At 57.0% G+C, this 16,528-nt stretch carries 15 protein-coding genes; 14 read left to right on the top strand and 1 reads right to left on the bottom strand.

Annotated features, from left to right (window positions below):
• Window positions 1-131: 131 nt before the first annotated feature.
• The 4 genes from ACR0EK_RS08550 (at window position 132) to ACR0EK_RS08535 (ending at window position 3,308) form a co-directional block, all read left to right on the top strand.
• Complete coding sequence (locus ACR0EK_RS08550; RefSeq protein WP_480482443.1) at window positions 132-980, top strand: peptidylprolyl isomerase; 849 nt, start codon at window positions 132-134, stop codon at window positions 978-980.
• 5 nt (window positions 981-985) lie between these two features.
• Window positions 986-2,212: a bifunctional glutamate N-acetyltransferase/amino-acid acetyltransferase ArgJ gene (gene argJ, locus ACR0EK_RS08545; protein WP_480967742.1), complete on the top strand. Its 1,227-nt coding sequence runs from the start codon at window positions 986-988 to the stop codon at window positions 2,210-2,212.
• On the top strand, window positions 2,209-2,607 hold the full coding sequence (locus ACR0EK_RS08540; protein WP_480967741.1) for a (deoxy)nucleoside triphosphate pyrophosphohydrolase: 399 nt from the start codon (window positions 2,209-2,211) through the stop codon (window positions 2,605-2,607). Before argJ ends, ACR0EK_RS08540 begins: the two co-directional genes overlap by 4 nt.
• A gap of 110 nt (window positions 2,608-2,717) precedes the next feature.
• Window positions 2,718-3,308, top strand: coding sequence for a hypothetical protein (locus tag ACR0EK_RS08535; protein ID WP_480967740.1), 591 nt, complete (start codon window positions 2,718-2,720; stop codon window positions 3,306-3,308).
• A gap of 248 nt (window positions 3,309-3,556) precedes the next feature.
• Here the strand turns inward: ACR0EK_RS08535 and ACR0EK_RS08530 are convergent, their stop codons facing one another.
• Window positions 3,557-4,810 (bottom strand): class I SAM-dependent methyltransferase, encoded by a 1,254-nt coding sequence (locus tag ACR0EK_RS08530; protein WP_480546051.1) that lies wholly within the window; start codon window positions 4,808-4,810, stop codon window positions 3,557-3,559.
• A 161-nt stretch (window positions 4,811-4,971) separates the two neighbouring features.
• Here ACR0EK_RS08530 and ACR0EK_RS08525 point away from each other — a divergent pair, with 161 nt between their 5' ends.
• From ACR0EK_RS08525 to ACR0EK_RS08480, 10 genes are all read left to right on the top strand, one after another.
• Window positions 4,972-6,945: an AMP-binding protein gene (locus ACR0EK_RS08525; protein ID WP_480546050.1), complete on the top strand. Its 1,974-nt coding sequence runs from the start codon at window positions 4,972-4,974 to the stop codon at window positions 6,943-6,945.
• Between the two features lie 234 nt (window positions 6,946-7,179).
• Window positions 7,180-7,911 carry a hypothetical protein gene (locus ACR0EK_RS08520; protein WP_480773069.1) on the top strand — a complete coding sequence of 244 codons (732 nt, stop codon included), beginning with the start codon at window positions 7,180-7,182 and terminating at the stop codon, window positions 7,909-7,911.
• 99 nt (window positions 7,912-8,010) lie between these two features.
• On the top strand, window positions 8,011-8,826 hold the full coding sequence (locus ACR0EK_RS08515) for an ABC transporter ATP-binding protein (protein ID WP_480773070.1): 816 nt from the start codon (window positions 8,011-8,013) through the stop codon (window positions 8,824-8,826).
• A 29-nt stretch (window positions 8,827-8,855) separates the two neighbouring features.
• Complete coding sequence (locus ACR0EK_RS08510; protein ID WP_267363929.1) at window positions 8,856-9,842, top strand: branched-chain amino acid ABC transporter permease; 987 nt, start codon at window positions 8,856-8,858, stop codon at window positions 9,840-9,842.
• A 3-nt stretch (window positions 9,843-9,845) separates the two neighbouring features.
• Window positions 9,846-10,103, top strand: a complete 258-nt coding sequence (locus ACR0EK_RS08505; protein ID WP_209506939.1) for a hypothetical protein — start codon at window positions 9,846-9,848, stop codon at window positions 10,101-10,103.
• A gap of 3 nt (window positions 10,104-10,106) precedes the next feature.
• Complete coding sequence (locus ACR0EK_RS08500; protein ID WP_480482437.1) at window positions 10,107-11,183, top strand: branched-chain amino acid ABC transporter permease; 1,077 nt, start codon at window positions 10,107-10,109, stop codon at window positions 11,181-11,183.
• A 74-nt stretch (window positions 11,184-11,257) separates the two neighbouring features.
• Entirely contained in the window at window positions 11,258-12,541 is a 1,284-nt protein-coding gene (locus ACR0EK_RS08495) for an ABC transporter substrate-binding protein (protein WP_480474335.1), read from the top strand.
• A 111-nt stretch (window positions 12,542-12,652) separates the two neighbouring features.
• Complete coding sequence (locus ACR0EK_RS08490; RefSeq protein WP_209598951.1) at window positions 12,653-13,486, top strand: ABC transporter ATP-binding protein; 834 nt, start codon at window positions 12,653-12,655, stop codon at window positions 13,484-13,486.
• A 19-nt stretch (window positions 13,487-13,505) separates the two neighbouring features.
• Complete coding sequence (locus tag ACR0EK_RS08485) at window positions 13,506-14,723, top strand: phenylacetate--CoA ligase family protein (RefSeq protein ID WP_480506949.1); 1,218 nt, start codon at window positions 13,506-13,508, stop codon at window positions 14,721-14,723.
• Between the two features lie 122 nt (window positions 14,724-14,845).
• Complete coding sequence (locus ACR0EK_RS08480; protein WP_480898618.1) at window positions 14,846-16,510, top strand: ABC transporter permease; 1,665 nt, start codon at window positions 14,846-14,848, stop codon at window positions 16,508-16,510.
• The last annotated feature ends 18 nt before the right edge of the window (window positions 16,511-16,528 follow it).

Here is a 16,528-nt window from a genome sequence, read left to right as displayed (position 1 = left end):
CCCACCTTGCGCGCAACCCATAGATACGGGGGGTGAAAGGCGGCCCTGTCCAAGGCTTCAAAGCGATGTAAGCGGCAGGTTCCAGAGTGTCAACGCTGCGCCCTGCCGCGGCAAGGAAATAGGATGATTCAATGCCCAAAGGCCTCACTTTTCTGCCATCGCTGGCTCTGACCGCCATGATGGCCTTGCCGCTGGCCGCTGAAACCCAGCCGGATGCATCCACTGTGGTGGCGCGTGTGAACGGGGATGAGATCACTTTGGGTCACGTGATCGCTACCGTTGCCGCCCTGCCGCCGCAATACCAGCAAGCCGAAGATGATGTATTGTACGACTTCGTGCTGGAACAGCTGATCCAGCAGCAATTGCTGGGGCAACAGCAGGACGGGCTGAACAAACTGAACACGCTGCGGCTGAAAAATGAAGAACGCTCTCTTCTGGCGGTTCAGACCGTCACAGCCCTGACCGATACCGTTGTCACGGACGAGGCCATTCAGGCAGCCTACGACGCGCAGTACAACGATTTCGCGGGTGAAGACGAATTCGATGCCAGCCACATTCTGGTCGAGACCGAAGAACAGGCCAACGACCTCAAGGCGCAGCTTGATGACGGCGCCGATTTCGCCGAACTCGCGCGCGCGCATTCCACCGGTCCGTCCGGCCCCAATGGCGGCGCGCTGGGCTGGTTCGGCAAGGGCCAGATGGTACCGGAATTCGAAACAGCCGTGGTCGCGCTCGAAAAAGGGCAGGTGTCCGATCCGGTTCAGACGCAGTTCGGCTGGCATGTGGTCAAGCTGAACGACAAGCGCAAAACCGAAGCGCCCGCGCTGGACGCCGTGCGCGAAGAGCTTGCGCAAACCGTTCAGCAGGACGCCATTCAGGCGCGCATCGATGAACTGACACAGCAGGCCCAGATCGACCGCCCCGCTCTGGAAGGTGCCGGGCCCGAAGTTCTGCGCCAGCTGGACCTGATTCAGGAGTAATCCCCGTGGCCAAGATCACCAAGGTTTCGCCGCTGGCGCCAGCGTCCTTCCCTGATTTGCCTGCAATTGACGGTGTGCGGTTCGCCACCGTCGCGGCGGGCGTGCGATATCAGGGCCGCACGGATGTCATGCTGGCCGTGCTGGACCCGGGCACATCTGTGGCCGGGGTCTTTACCCGTTCAGCCACGCGTGCCGCCCCGGTTCTGGATTGTCAGGACAAGATCGGCGGGCCCAACGATGGCCCGGCGGCGATCCTGGTGAACTCGGGCAATGCCAATGCCTTTACCGGGCATTATGGTCAGACCTCGGTGGCCGAGGTGACGCAGGCCGTCTCGAAGGCGACAGGTGTTCCGGTCGAGCGGGTCTTTACCTCCTCAACCGGCGTGATTGGTGAACCGCTGGCGCATGACCGCATCATTGCCAAGCTTGAAACGCTGAAGGCGGGTCTTAGCCGTCACGCGATCGAAGACGCCGCACGCGCGATCATGACCACGGACACCTTCCCGAAAGGGGCCGTGGCGCAGGTCGAAATTGATGGCAAAACAGTCTCTATTGCGGGGATTGCCAAGGGGTCCGGCATGATTGCGCCAGATATGGCGACCATGCTGGTCTATATCTTCACCGACGCGCAGGTCGAACAATCGGCGTTGCAGGCGATGCTGGGCGCGCAGACAGACCGGACGTTCAACTGCATTACCGTGGACAGCGATACATCCACCTCGGACAGCCTGCTGCTGTGCGCCACCGGCGCTTCGGGTGTGGACGCCACCGGCAACGCGGCCTTCGCCGAGGCGCTGGAGGCTGTGATGCTGGATCTGGCCCAACAAGTGGTGCGCGATGGCGAAGGTGCCACGAAATTCGTCGAGATCCGCGTGACAGGGGCCGCAACAGACGCTGACGCCAAGATCCATGGCCTTGCCATCGCCAACTCTCCGCTGGTCAAAACCGCCATCGCGGGCGAAGACCCGAACTGGGGCCGTATCGTCATGGCCATCGGTAAATCCGGTGCCGCGGCGGATCGCGACCTGCTGAGCATTTCGTTCGGCGACATTCTTGTGGCCGAAAAAGGCTGGGTCAGCCCCGATTACAGCGAAGACGCAGCCGCCGCTTATATGAAAGGTCAGGATCTGGTCATCGCCGTAGATCTGGGTCTGGGCGCGGGCAAATCCACCGTCTGGACCTGCGATCTGACGCACGGATATATCGAGATCAACGCGGATTACCGCTCGTGAAAACCGTGCTGGTCTCTGCAGTCGCCCTGATCGATATCGAGGGCAGGGTGCTGCTGGCCCAACGCCCCGAGGGTAAATCCATGGCCGGTCTTTGGGAGTTTCCCGGCGGCAAGATCGAGCCCCGCGAAACCCCCGAGGCCGCCCTGATCCGCGAATTGCACGAGGAGCTGGGCATCGACACCTGGGCCTCGTGCCTTGCCCCCCTGACCTTCGCCAGCCACAGCTATGATGATTTCCACCTGCTGATGCCTCTGTTCGCCTGCCGCAAATGGCAGGGCATCCCACAGTCGAAAGAGGGGCAGGCGCTGAAATGGGTCCGCGCAAATGACCTGCGCAATTACCCCATGCCGGCCGCGGATGTGCCCCTGATCCCGATCCTGCGGGATTGGTTGTAGGGGCTCAAAAGGCGTCAGGCGCAAACGGCCCGAATTTCGGCTTGGCGGATTTATTTGCCGATTTGTGGTAGTGTTCGAGTGCTTTCTCAACGGTGAAGGAGTACCTCGTTATGATTGCAAGTCGAGTTGGAAAGCTTTGGGTGTCCAGGATTGTTTTGATTTTGGCCTTATTTGTTTTGGCGGTTCATAGTGCCAAAGCAGATGATGCGAAGACTGCAGTATCGGTCATGATCGAAGAGCAGGCCCGAATTGATCGCTATGTCGAACTCGATTTTGCACGGCAAGATATTTTGTTTCACCAGACGAGCACGATCCTGGCCCTATACGGTGATTATAACTCCTACACCAAATCGGACGGCACTCAGGCCAATGGCTCTGACATGACGCGATTCAGAAATCGGGTCACTGAATACGTGCCCGCTGCCATTGTGGATTTCCGCCGAAAGTCCCAAAGAGACAAATCAATTTCAGGGGATGAGGCAAGCAAGGCGGAAGCCGCCGAAGCCCTGATGGAAGAGATGCTTTTGGCCGCAGGCGAAATCATTGAACTTTGCGACGCCAACAAGCCCTATGAGGCAAGCCTCGTTTACCGCGATAAGACAATGCCCTTGAACACGAAACTTTTAGGGTTGCTGTACACGTTGCGCTCAACATCTGTTGGTCGTTTTAAAAAAGCAGCACTAAAAGCTAAGTATCAGTAACCGCGCCAACCTGCCGAAGGTCGTATTCTGTTTGCCGGTACGCCATCCCTGTTGAACACGGGACCTGTTTGGTACGGTAAAGCCCAAGGCTACCGGATACCACTTATAGGTCAAAGCTAATCTGGATATCTGTATAATGTAAAAGATGATGCGGCTGCTAAATACAGACGGTCATCGGACGGCGCGGCATTCCCGCACCGTCACAAGAAACCAATAGCGCCAAACGCCAGACGCAAACCGCATTTCTGTCAATGAAGCGGTAGCTTGTCGTGGTTCGGGTTTTTGAACAGCAGCACGCCATCAATTTCGATCTGTGGCCGACCTTCGATCAACCTGTGAATCACGGGGCGGTCCATTTCGAGCGTCCATCCCTTTGTCAGGAAAAACTCCTGCAAAGCGCCTTCAAGATAGCGAGAGTGCGTTCCGATAAACACGCGCTTTACAAGATTTTCTATGCCGTCGAAGTTGCTCTGCACAAAGTCCAGCTCCGAGCCCTGAATATCGATGTGTAGCAGATCGACAGCTTCGCCATTAGACAGGGTTTCAAGCGTATAACAATTCAGCTCTGTATAGTCACCTTTGGCGCGGGATTCGGCCAGAACCTTTTCGTCCGGATAGAAAATCGGCTCTGCGCCCCAGTTTTCGTGCGCCTCTTCGTATTTTGGGAAAAGCGCGATGCCCTCTTTGCTGGCGGCCACCCCATTGACAAGGCGGTACTCACTTGGGTTGAAGCCGTTCAGTTGAAACGTGCGCTCGGCGTTTTCCAGATGAGAGCTGTCACCTTCGATACCGATCAGGTCGACGCTTAACCCTCTCTTTTTGGCGACGAAGCCCATATTATTTAGCCAGCATCCCCAACCGCAACCAAGTTCAATAATCCGGTAAGTACCTGAGGCCTCTTTCACAGACAGAAGTGTTGCCGCCCATTCTGCGATGTCTGCATGCCAATTACCCGGATCGGGAATAGGTTCTACCTTGCCTGCCAGGGGTTCCAGGATGCTGGACATCACGCGTGGTTCAATTCTGACGCCAAGAAAGTTGGTCACCACCCCGTCTGTTGCTTTCGGATTGGGTTCGGCGAACTCACGAATTAGATCCAAAGCTGGAAAATCGCAAACATAGTTGTAAAGAGGGTGCCCGGCACCTGCTTGGTATTCCTGATTTTGCGCTGGAGTATGAGTTTGCGCGCGAAAATGCCGCCTGAAAAATCGCCTGAGTCCCAACCTTCTGTCCTCAAATGAATTGTAAGTCGCCTCACTTTGAATAGATAGCTGGTAATGTCCAGCTATCCGTGGCGAAAAACGGAAGCTGTGGTTGTCGCAGGTTTGTGATTTCAGAGACAATTTTCGCGTCGTTCTGAGATTAATAGATGGCGCAGTTGCTCTCTCTTCTGGTTGTGCCTCTTCGCAATTTTCGTCCTGTTCGTCGAACCCGCATAACAACCTGTGCAGCGCATAACCGTTCAATAGCCCGACATGTTCATATTGTACAAAACGTAACATCACCCCTCTGCACCTGTTACAATTCGTAAGAATTGAGAAAACATCAGGAAAAAGTTGACGCTGATCGTGCGGGTGTCCCAAATCGGGGCACTGGCATCCGGGGGCTTTCCCGGATCCGCCATTTCCGGCTTTGAGGAGGCCGGATGGGGAGGAGAAAAAGATTGGCTCAGACGCAGTCGGGCGCCGAAGGGTTGCACTCCCTTCCGGCGCTTCTACACCGCAACGCGACCCAGTTCGGGGATGCCCCGGCCTATCGGGAAAAAGAATTTGGGATCTGGCAATGCTGGACCTGGGCTGAAGCGGCCAAGGAAATTCGCGCGCTCGCCCTTGGATTTCTTGAAATTGGCGTTGAGCGCGGTGACCACATTGCCGTGATCGGACGCAACCGGCCAGCACATTACTGGACCATGGTCGCAGCACAGATGGTCGGTGCAGTTCCGGTGCCTCTGTATCAGGACGCAGTCGCCGAAGAGATGACCTATGTGATGGAGCATTGCGGCGCGAAATATGTCGTCTGCGGTGATCAGGAACAGGTCGACAAGGTCATCGAGATTCAGGAAAAAGTGCACCAGATCAAGCACATCCTCTATACCGACAAGCGGGGGATGCGGAAATACGACCACAGCCAGATGAACGCGCTGGAAGACCTCATGGCCGAAGGTCAGGCAGGACATCAGCGGTTTGATGCAGAGCTGGACAAGCGCATCTCTGAGATCACCTATAACGACACCTGCGTCATGCTTTATACCTCGGGCACAACGGGCAAGCCCAAGGGGGTGGTTCTGTCGAACCGCAACGTGATCGAAAGCGCCAAGAATTCAGCGATCTTCGACCATTTGACCCGCGATGAAGATATCCTTTCCTATCTTCCAATGGCATGGGTCGGGGATTTCATCTTTTCCATCGGTCAGGCCTATTGGTGCGGGTTCTGCGTGAACTGCCCGGAAAGCGCCGACACGATGATGACCGACCTGCGCGAAATCGGGCCGACCTATTTCTTCGCCCCACCACGCGTGTTTGAAAGCCAGCTAACCAATGTGATGATCCGGATGGAGGATGCGAGCAAGCTGAAGCAGCGCATGTTCCATCACTTCATGGCGCATGCCAAAAAAGTGGGTGGCAAGTTGCTGGATGGCAAACCCGTCGGCTTTGGCGACCGGATGAAATACGCGCTGGGTAACCTGTTGGTCTACGGGCCGCTCAAGGATACGCTGGGTTATGGCCGGTTCCGGGTTGGCTATACAGCGGGTGAAGCGATCGGACCGGAAATCTTTGATTTCTATAGATCTTTGGGCATCAACCTGAAACAGCTTTATGGCCAGACCGAAGCAACCGTGTTCATCACCGTACAGCCGGATGGCGAGGTTCGGGCCGACACGGTTGGCGTGCCCGCGCCGGATGTCGAGATCAGGATCGACGACAAGGGCGAGATCCATTACCGCTCGCCCGGCGTGTTTGTCGAATATTACAACAACCCGGATTCCACGGCATCGACCAAAGATGCCGAAGGCTGGGTGGCAACGGGTGATGCCGGGTTCATCGAGGAAAGCAGCGGCCATCTGCGGATCATCGACCGCGCCAAGGACGTGGGCAAAATGGCCGACGGGTCCATGTTTGCGCCGAAATATGTCGAGAATAAACTGAAATTCTATCCCGATATTCTCGAGGTCGTTCTGTTCGGAAACGGCAAGGATCGCTGCGTGGCCTTCATCAATATCGACCTGACAGCGGTCGGCAACTGGGCGGAACGCAACAACGTGGCTTACGCCTCCTATCAGGAACTGGCAGGCCATCCGCGTGTGTTAGAGACGATCAGGGCGCATGTGGAAGAGGTCAACAAATCGGTAGCAGCTGATGAAATGCTGTCCGGTTGCCAGGTGCATCGCTTTGTCGTTCTGCACAAAGAACTGGACGCTGATGATGGTGAGATGACGCGCACCCGGAAAGTGCGGCGTGGGTTTGTCGAAGAGAAGTTCCACGACATCATTGCGGCGCTTTATGACGGGTCCGAAAGCGTGTCGACCACGACCGAAGTGACCTATGAAGATGGGCGCAAGGGATCGATCAGCGCGACGCTGAAAATCGTGGATGCGCCGGTTGTACCGGGTGCGCAGCACAAGGTGGCAGCGGAATGATAATGCGTAGTCGGAACTTAATATCCCCGCCGATAGTCTTGAATTCCCCACTCGCCTTTCGCGGTAGTTTGCTTGAAGTTACTGTCTTAAGAGAGAAATTCTTAAGAGGTTTTTGTCAAAGTGCTTCCCCGTGTGATTTTGATCATTGGCCTACTGATGATTGTGAGTTCTCTGGGGCTATTGAGCTTCGGAGTCACATCTCGGCCACCCACTGCGAATTCAAGCAGAGAATTAGTGGTAAGCAAAGCAGAGGAAAGCGAGGCATCGGTTGCCCCGGGCACTGGCGCCGCACAAATTGCGAAACTCAACGCGCGGAACGTTCAGTTATCGTTCAATTCGGAGGGCGAAAACGCTCCTACGCTGATCTTACGCAACAGCCAAACTTCGGAAGTTATCGGAGCTCTTCCAGAATACTATTTGGTCTGGGAAGACCTGATCCGGCGTTGCTGGAAGAGCATCGCGACATCATCTCAGTTCAACAATGTCGGGCTCACGTCAAATTCAGACACCGAACTCGATTACGATGTCCGAGGCTCCCGTCGTCTGTGGTATTCAAAGGACCAGGCATTCGTCGTGAGGGAAGAAGTTTTCGGCGGACAGACGGTCGAGCAGTTGAGGCGAGGCTGCACAGTACTAACCAACCCTCAGGTGTCAATAAACGCAGATGTGGTCAAAAAACTAACAAATCTCTACAATATATGGTGGGACGAAGAACGGTTCGGTGCGAATTCTGTCGAAATTCCTGTTGCTGGAACTCGGAAAAAGGAAGATTTTCGGCACGCCGTTCAAACCAACTTCGGGTCGCGTCGGGGCTGTGCAATGAGAATAGAGTTCGATGGCTGGGTGACAATACTCAATCCCAAGGCTGTGTTTCATTTGGCCGAATCCGGTATCGGAAAGTGCGACCGCCCCTCGTTCGGTTCAGGGAAGATACCGGTGCATCGCTTGCCACAGATCACGAAGTAGTTTTCTCGACCTGCGAAAGGTCCACTTTCCCCGGCGGCCTGAGATTTTCTCGGGATTGTTTCTACGTAATCCGAGCAGTAGCGATCGGAGGATAGGGTAATGAAGGACTCCATAGGATATGTCACCGAAGACGGTCGCAAGATCGGCGGCGTGGTGATGGAAATGAAGAACATCACCCTGCGCTTTGGCGGCGTCGTGGCGATCAAGGACATCTCGTTCGATATTCGCGAAGGCGAAATTCGCGCCATCATCGGGCCGAACGGGGCCGGAAAATCATCCATGCTGAACGTTATCTCGGGGTTCTATGTCCCGCAGGAAGGCGAGGTCTGGTTCCACGGATCAAAACGCCCAGCGATGCGGCCCTTTGAGGTGGCGCAGCAGGGAATCGCGCGGACGTTCCAGAACATCGCCCTGTTCGAGGGGATGAGTGTTTTGGACAACGTCATGACCGGGCGTTTGAACTTCATGCAGACCAACATCTTCCAGCAGGCCTGGTGGAAGGGAAAGGCCGAGGCGGAAGAGGTTGAAAACCGTGAGGCGGTCGAGAAGATCATCGATTTCCTTGAAATCCAGCACATCCGCAAGACGCCCGTTGCGCGCCTGCCTTATGGCCTGAAAAAACGCGTCGAACTGGCCCGCGCACTGGCGGCAGAACCAAAGCTCTTGCTGCTGGATGAACCGATGGCGGGCATGAACGTCGAAGAGAAAGAGGACATGAGCCGCTTTATCCTCGACGTGAATGACGAATTCGGCACCACCATCGCCCTGATCGAACACGATATGGGCGTGGTGATGGACCTGAGCGACCGCGTGGTCGTGATGGATTACGGCAAGAAGATTGGTGACGGTACACCCGACGAGGTGCGCAACAATCAGGAAGTCATCGACGCCTATCTGGGGGTCAGCCATGACTGAGACCAAAGCAGATATCCGGGGAGGCACATATGCCTGAGCAGTTAATCTTTGCCACGGAGGTCATCCTTAACGGTCTGATGGCCGGGGTGCTTTATGCGCTGGTCGCGCTGGGCTTTGTGCTGATCTACAAGGCATCCGGGATTTTCAATTACGCGCAAGGGGTTATGGCCCTGTTTGCGGCGATGACACTGGTCGGGATCATGAACGGGCAGGTGCCTTTCGCGCATTTGATCAACGCGACCTTCGGCACTCATGTCTATAACTTCGGCTGGAACATCCCCGCCCTGCTGGCGATCATCCTGACAATGGGCGTGATGGTTCTGCTGGCTTGGTGTGTGCAGCGCTTTGTCATGCGGCATCTGGTTGGGCAGGAGCCGATCATCCTGTTCATGGCCACGATCGGTCTGGCCTATTTCCTTGAAGGCGTGGCCGACCTGATGTGGGGCTCCGAGATCAAGACGCTGGATGTGGGTCTGCCGCAGGGCATCAACCTGTGGATAGACGAGGTCACCTTTAACATCTTCGGCTATGGCTTCTTCATCGACAACCTCGACATCGTGGCAACCGTGATTGCGGCGCTTCTGGTGGCGGCGCTGGTGGCCTTCAGCCAGTACACAAAGCAGGGCCGGGCCATGCGTGCTGTGGCAGATGACCATCAGGCGGCACTTTCGGTCGGGATCTCGCTCAACTTCATCTGGGTCATGGTCTGGTCGGTGGCCGGGTTCGTGGCGCTGGTCGCGGGGATCATGTGGGGCACCAAATCGGGCGTGCAGTTCTCGCTGTCGCTGATCGCACTCAAGGCGCTGCCGGTGTTGATGCTGGGCGGGTTCACTTCGATCCCCGGTGCCATCGTCGGCGGACTGATCATCGGTGTGGGCGAGAAGCTGTTCGAATTCTCGGTTGGCCCGCTGGTCGGCGGTGCGACCGAGAACTGGTTCGCCTATGTGCTGGCGCTGATCTTCCTGGTGTTTAGACCGCAGGGTCTGTTCGGCGAGAAGATCATCGAGAGGGTGTAACGCATGACCAAGCTGATCGCCATCATCAACGTAATCGCATGGGCGGGGTTCTGGGCCTTTGGCTATATCGCGCTGACCTCGAATGACCTGACTGACAGCCAGTTGACGATTGCCGCGATCCTGGCCTTTGCCGGTCTGATCATGGGTGTTCTGGCCTACCTGAAACTGGTGCGCGCCTCTGAGGCGAGCGGATATGCCAAAGGGTCCAGCCAGCTGGACGCCGCGACCCGAAACCGGGCGCAGGAAGAATGGGGAAAGTAACAGATGTTCTATCGTGAGGCCGGAGATTTCAAAACCTCCTACGTGGATGACAGCCAGACTTTCCCGATCAAGTTCGACCGGTACCGGTACTATGTCGTTCTGGCGGTGGCGTTCGGGATCATTCCGTTCATCATCAACGACTATTGGGCAAACGCCCTGCTGCTGCCCTTTCTGATCTATGCCATCGCGGCGATCGGATTGAACATACTCGTGGGCTATTGCGGGCAGGTCAGCCTTGGTACAGGCGGTTTCATGGCGGTGGGTGCTTATGCCTGCTACAAGTTGATGACCGCATTTCCAGATGTCAGCATGTTCATTCATGTCCTGTTGGCTGGTGGTATCACAGCGATTGTAGGCGTCTTGTTCGGCCTGCCTTCCCTGCGGATCAAGGGGTTCTATCTGGCGGTGGCCACGCTTGCGGCACAGTTCTTTCTGGTCTGGCTCTTCAACCGGGTGCCGTGGTTTTACAACTACTCGGCCTCGGGTCAGATCAACGCGCCCGAGCGTGACGTGTTCGGCATCATCATCTCGGGCCCGAACGCCCCGGCCTGGGCGACCTACCTGTTCTGCCTGATCTTCCTGACCTTCAGCGCGATTATTGCGCGCAACCTGACCCGCGGCACGACCGGGCGGACATGGATGGCGATCCGCGACATGGATATCGCCGCCGAAATCATCGGGGTGAACCCGTTGAAAGCCAAGATAAGCGCTTTCGCTGTCAGCTCGTTCTTTGTGGGCATCGCAGGGGCCTTGTTCTTTGCCGTCTATCTCGGCGCGGTCGAGGTGGGCGAAGCATTCGGCATTCAGAAGTCATTCCTGGTGCTGTTTATGGTGATTATCGGCGGATTAGGCTCGATTTTCGGGTCTTTTGCCGGGGCGGCCTTCCTCGTGCTTCTGCCGGTTCTGCTCAAACTGGTTGGCGTCGATCTTCTGGGTTGGCCGACCGATATCGTTGCCCATCTTCAGCTGGTGATCGTGGGCGCGCTGATCATCATGTTCCTGATCCTGGAACCCCACGGTCTGGCACAGTTGTGGCGCGTGGCGAAAGAGAAACTCAGACTCTGGCCGTTCCCGCATTGAGGGCTGGCCCAATCATAAAGACGGGTGATCAAGCCCGAACTCAATATCGGATCAATCAAGGGAGGAGACACCCGATGAACAAGAAACTGGCAACCGTGGCGCTGAGCGCCCTGATGGCGGCAGGACCCGCGATGGCGGATCTTGTGTTCCCGTCGCTCAGCTATCGAACCGGGCCCTATGCGGCCGGTGGTATTCCATTCGCGGACGGTTACGCCGACTATTTCACGCTTCTGAACGAGCGGGACGGTGGCATTGGCGGTGTACCAGCAAACGTGATCGAATGCGAAACCGGGTATAACACCGAAAAAGGCGTGGAATGCTATGAATCCACCAAAGGTGAAGGCGCGCTGGTGTATCAGCCGCTGTCGACCGGTATCACCTATCAGCTGATCCCCAAAGTGACCGCAGACGGCATTCCGCTGCACACGATGGGGTATGGCCGGACCTCGGCTGCGAACGGCAAAGTATTCAGCCACGTGTTCAACTATCCGGCCAACTATTGGAACGGTGCGTCCGGTGCGATCAACTATCTGCTGGATGAAAATGGCGGTGACCTGAGCGGCAAGAAGATTGCGCTGGTCTATCACAACTCTGCTTACGGCAAGGAACCGATCCGGACGCTGGAAACTCTGGCTGAAAAGCATGGGTATGAGCTGTCCTTGCTGCCGGTTGATCACCCGGGCCAGGAGCAGAAGTCGCAATGGCTGCAAATTCGCCGCGAAAAGCCTGACTATGTCATCATGTGGGGCTGGGGCGTAATGAACCAGGTTGCGGTTCAGGAAGCGGCCAACATCCGTTTCCCGATGGAAAACTTCATCGGTGTCTGGTGGTCTGGCGCGGAATTCGATGTTCAGCCTGCTGGCGAAAAAGCGACCGGTTACAAGGCGCTGACCTTTACCGGCCTTGGCATGGACTATCCTGTCTATGACGACCTGAAAAAGTACGTCGTTGACTCGGGCAAGGCTGCGGGTGCCGGCGATCAGCTGGGTACAGTTCAGTACAACCGTGGTCTTTACGCCGCCATGCTGGCAGCCGAGGCTGTGAAAACGGCGCAGGCGATGCACGGAACCGCTGATATCGACGCGTCGATGATGCGCGACGGCATGGAAGCACTGGAAATGACCAACGCCAAGATGGAAGCGCTTGGCATGTCCGGATTCGGCCCTGAATTCTCGGTCTCCTGCGAAAACCACGGCGGCCCCGGCCTTGTCGGTGTTGTGCAGTGGGATGCGGCGACTGGCGCCTGGAACCCGGTACAGGACTTCAAACCGACAGATGCCGAAGTTATCGGCGCGTTGATCGATGAAGATTCCGGTGCCTACGCAACCGAAAACAGCATCTCGCCACGTTGCGAGTAAGGCATGTTGCGCCACGGATGTGATCCGGGGCGTTCAGACAACCGGAGCGGCGGGTCACCTGCCGCTCCTCACGAACAGCCCCGGAACGGGCAGGCATGAGGAAACGCGCTGATGCTGGATGCGGCACAAACCACTGACGTGCAGGCGGAAACCCTGCTTGAGGTCAATAATATCGAGGTAATCTACAACCACGTGATCCTCGTGTTGAAAGGCGTCAGCCTGAGTGTTCCAAAGGGCGGCATCACAGCATTGCTGGGTGGCAATGGCGCGGGCAAGACAACCACGCTCAAGGCCGTTTCGAACCTGCTGCATTCCGAACGCGGTGAAGTCACCAAAGGTTCGATCAAGTATCGCGGCCAGAACGTGCATGAAAGCGATCCGGCCGATCTGGTTGAAAAGGGTGTCATTCAGGTGATGGAAGGCCGCCATTGTTTCGAGCACCTTACCGTCGAGGAAAACTTGCTGACCGGTGCTTATACCAGAAAAGACGGGGCGGCTGCGGTCCAGCAGGACCTTGAGATGGTTTACGCATATTTCCCCCGGCTCAAGGAACGCCGCCGGTCGCAGGCAGGCTATACTTCGGGTGGGGAACAGCAGATGGTTGCCATGGGGCGGGCGTTGATGTCGCGGCCCGAGACGATTTTGCTGGACGAACCTTCAATGGGTCTTGCTCCGCAGCTGGTCGAAGAGATTTTCAGTATCGTGAAGGACCTCAACGAAAAAGAGGGCGTGTCCTTTCTGCTAGCAGAGCAGAACACCAACGTCGCCCTGCGCTTTGCGCATTACGGCTATATTCTTGAATCCGGGCGTGTCGTGATGGACGGCCCGGCCGCAGACCTGCGCGAAAACCCGGATGTGAAAGAGTTTTATCTGGGTATGTCCGACGAGGGCCGCAAAAGCTTTCGTGATGTGCGGTCCTATCGTCGTCGCAAAAGGTGGCTGTGAGCGGATGGAGGATATGGCGATGACCTATTTCGACGCACTCGAAACACGCTCGGCAGACGAACGCGCCTCGGACCAGGCCAAGGCACTAGTGGAGCAGATCAAACGCGCGATGTCGGCCCCTGGATTTGCGTCGCATCTGTCAGAATCAGACACTAATAAGGTAAAGTCAGCAGAAGATTTGCAGACATTGCCCGTTCTGCGGAAATCGGATTTGACCCGGGCACAGGCCAAACGCTCCCCGTTTGGCGGATTTACGGTAAAACCCGCGCGGCATTTCCATCATGTGTTCCAGTCGCCCGGGCCGATCTATGAGCCGGGCAGCACTGATCACGACTGGTGGCGCATGGGCCGTTTCCTGAATGCCGCGGGTGTTGGCGCAGGGGACATCGTCCAGAACTGTTTTGGGTATCACCTGACCCCGGCCGGTATGATCTTTGAAAATGGCGCACGGGCTGTTGGCGCGGCTGTTCTGCCCGCAGGAACCGGACAAACCGAGTTGCAGGTGACTGCCGCCCGCGACGTTGGCTGTACGGCCTATGCAGGCACGCCGGATTACCTGAAGGTCATTCTGGACAAAGCCGACGAGATGGGCGTTTCACTGCATTTCTCGAAAGCCGCCGTTGGCGGTGGGGCCTTGTTCCCGTCTCTGCGACAGGAATATGCTGACCGGGGTATCTCGTGCCTGCAATGTTACGCGACAGCGGATCTGGGCAATATTGCTTATGAAAGCGCCGCGATCGACGGGATGATCATCGACGAGCACGTGATTGTCGAGATTGTGACACCTGGAACCGGAACTCCGGTGGCACCGGGTGAGGTGGGTGAGGTCGTGGTGACCTCTCTCAACCCCGATTACCCGCTGATCCGCTTTGCGACGGGCGACCTTTCCGCCGTGATGCCGGGGATTTCCCCCTGCGGTCGCACGAACACCCGGATCAAAGGTTGGATGGGGCGTGCAGATCAGACGACCAAGATCAAAGGTATGTTCGTGCGTCCGGAACAGGTTGCCGCTTTGGTCGACAAGCATGAGGAAATCGTCAAGGCTCGTGTCATCGCCACCCGTCAGGGCGAGATGGATTCGATGACTGTCCAGATCGAAAGCACAGGCGGGGATGATACGGCATATGCCAGATCGGTGGCCGAAGTGCTGAAACTGAAAGGCGCAATCGAAGTCGTGGCCCCCGGCTCGCTGCCCAAAGACGGGTTGGTGATCGAGGATCAGCGCGTCTACGAATAGTGGTGAATAACAGGTCTGCGGCAGTTTGTGCCGCAGATTTGTTGACCGACGCACTGGTGTTTCCGAGCATTTTGGTCGATTAAAGGCGTACCCTAAGCCTTTGCCAATCAAAAGCCGGGATAATGGCCCAGATCGACTATTCAGAAAACGGATCACGCAATCGCGGTGTACGCGGCACACGGCTGTTGGCCGCAGTTGCCTATCTTGTGGCTGCCGCATGCCTGTTGCCCATGGTGGCCGTGGTTCTGGCGGCAGTGACGGGCGGGACAGATACGATCTCGCACCTGATGGAAACGGTGCTGCCCAGCTATACTGTGACGACCCTGATCCTTGTGGTGCTGGTCGCGGCGGGTACGTTCAGTATCGGCACGGGCGCTGCCTGGCTGGTGACGATGACCCGCTTTCCCGGTGTCAGGATCCTTGAGATCGCGCTGGTCTTGCCCTTGGCTTTTCCGGCATATGTGCTTGCCTATGCGTACACCTTTATTCTGGATCATCCGGGTATCGTTCAAAGCACTTTGCGGGATGTAACGGGTTGGGGGCCGCGCGACTATTGGTTCCCTGAAATCCGGTCGACCGGGGGCGCTGCGGTGATGCTGATTCTGGTGCTGTACCCTTATGTCTACCTGCTGGCGAGGGCTGCGTTCCTGCAACAAAGTGCTTCGGCGTTTCTGGCTGCTCGGGCGCTGGGCAACAATCCATGGCTGGCGTTTCGGCGCGTCTCGCTGCCGATGGCGCGCCCGGCAATCGCCGGTGGTGTGTTACTGGCCATCATGGAAACCATCGCCGATTTCGGAACCGTGTCTTATTTCGGTGTGCAGACCTTTGCGACCGGGATTTACACCAGCTGGTTTTCAATGGCCGACCGTGCGGCGGCGGCGCAGCTGGCCTGGTGCCTGCTTGTCTTTGCACTGATCATGGCTGTGGCCGAACGCACCCAGCGCGGTAAGGCAAAATACTATCAGGCCGGAAAGAAACATGCTGCCCAACCGGCGGAACACCTGACCGGTCTTCGCGCTGTCGCGGCATTCCTGTTATGTACGATACCCGTTATCTTCGGGTTTCTGTTGCCCGTTATCATACTGGTCGAGATGGGTTTGGAATCGGAACAGAACCTGCTGTCGCGGCGCTATATCGGTTTCATCCAGAACTCGCTGATCCTTGCTGGCACGGCCGCGGTCGTCACTGTCTTTGCGGCGATCTGTGTCGGGTTCTTTCAACGTCTGAGACCCGGGCGCGCGTCGTCGGCGACGGCCTACATGGCGCGGCTGGGATATGCCGTGCCCGGTGGCGTCATCGCAGTCGGCTTGATTGTACCTTTCGCCAGCTTTGACAACGCGCTGGATGCCTGGATGCGGCAGACATTCGATGTGTCCACGGGGTTGTTGGTTACCGGTTCAATCTGGTTGCTGGTCGCCGCTTATATGGTGCGATTCCTTGCCGCCGCGCTCAGCGCATATGAGGGGGGTCAAAGCACGGTTCATGCCAATATGGATGCCGCGGCCCGGTCGTTGGGGCAAACCCCGCTGGGAACATTGCGGCGCGTTCACCTGCCCATTTTAACGCCGTCGCTGCTGACCGCGCTGTTGATTGTCTTTGTGGACGTGATGAAGGAATTGCCTGCCACCCTGATCATGCGCCCGTTCAACTTCGACACACTGGCCGTACAGGCGTACAGGCTTGCCTCGGATGAGAGGCTTGAGGGCGCCGCCGTGCCGTCGCTGGTCATTCTGGCGGTCGGCCTGCTGCCGGTAATCCTGATCTGCCGTCAGGTTGGTCGGCGGTAACACTTGTGTTGTAAAAGC

Source organism: Ruegeria sp. AE4 (assembly GCF_056542185.1).
This window is presented reverse-complemented; position numbering and strand designations above follow the sequence as displayed.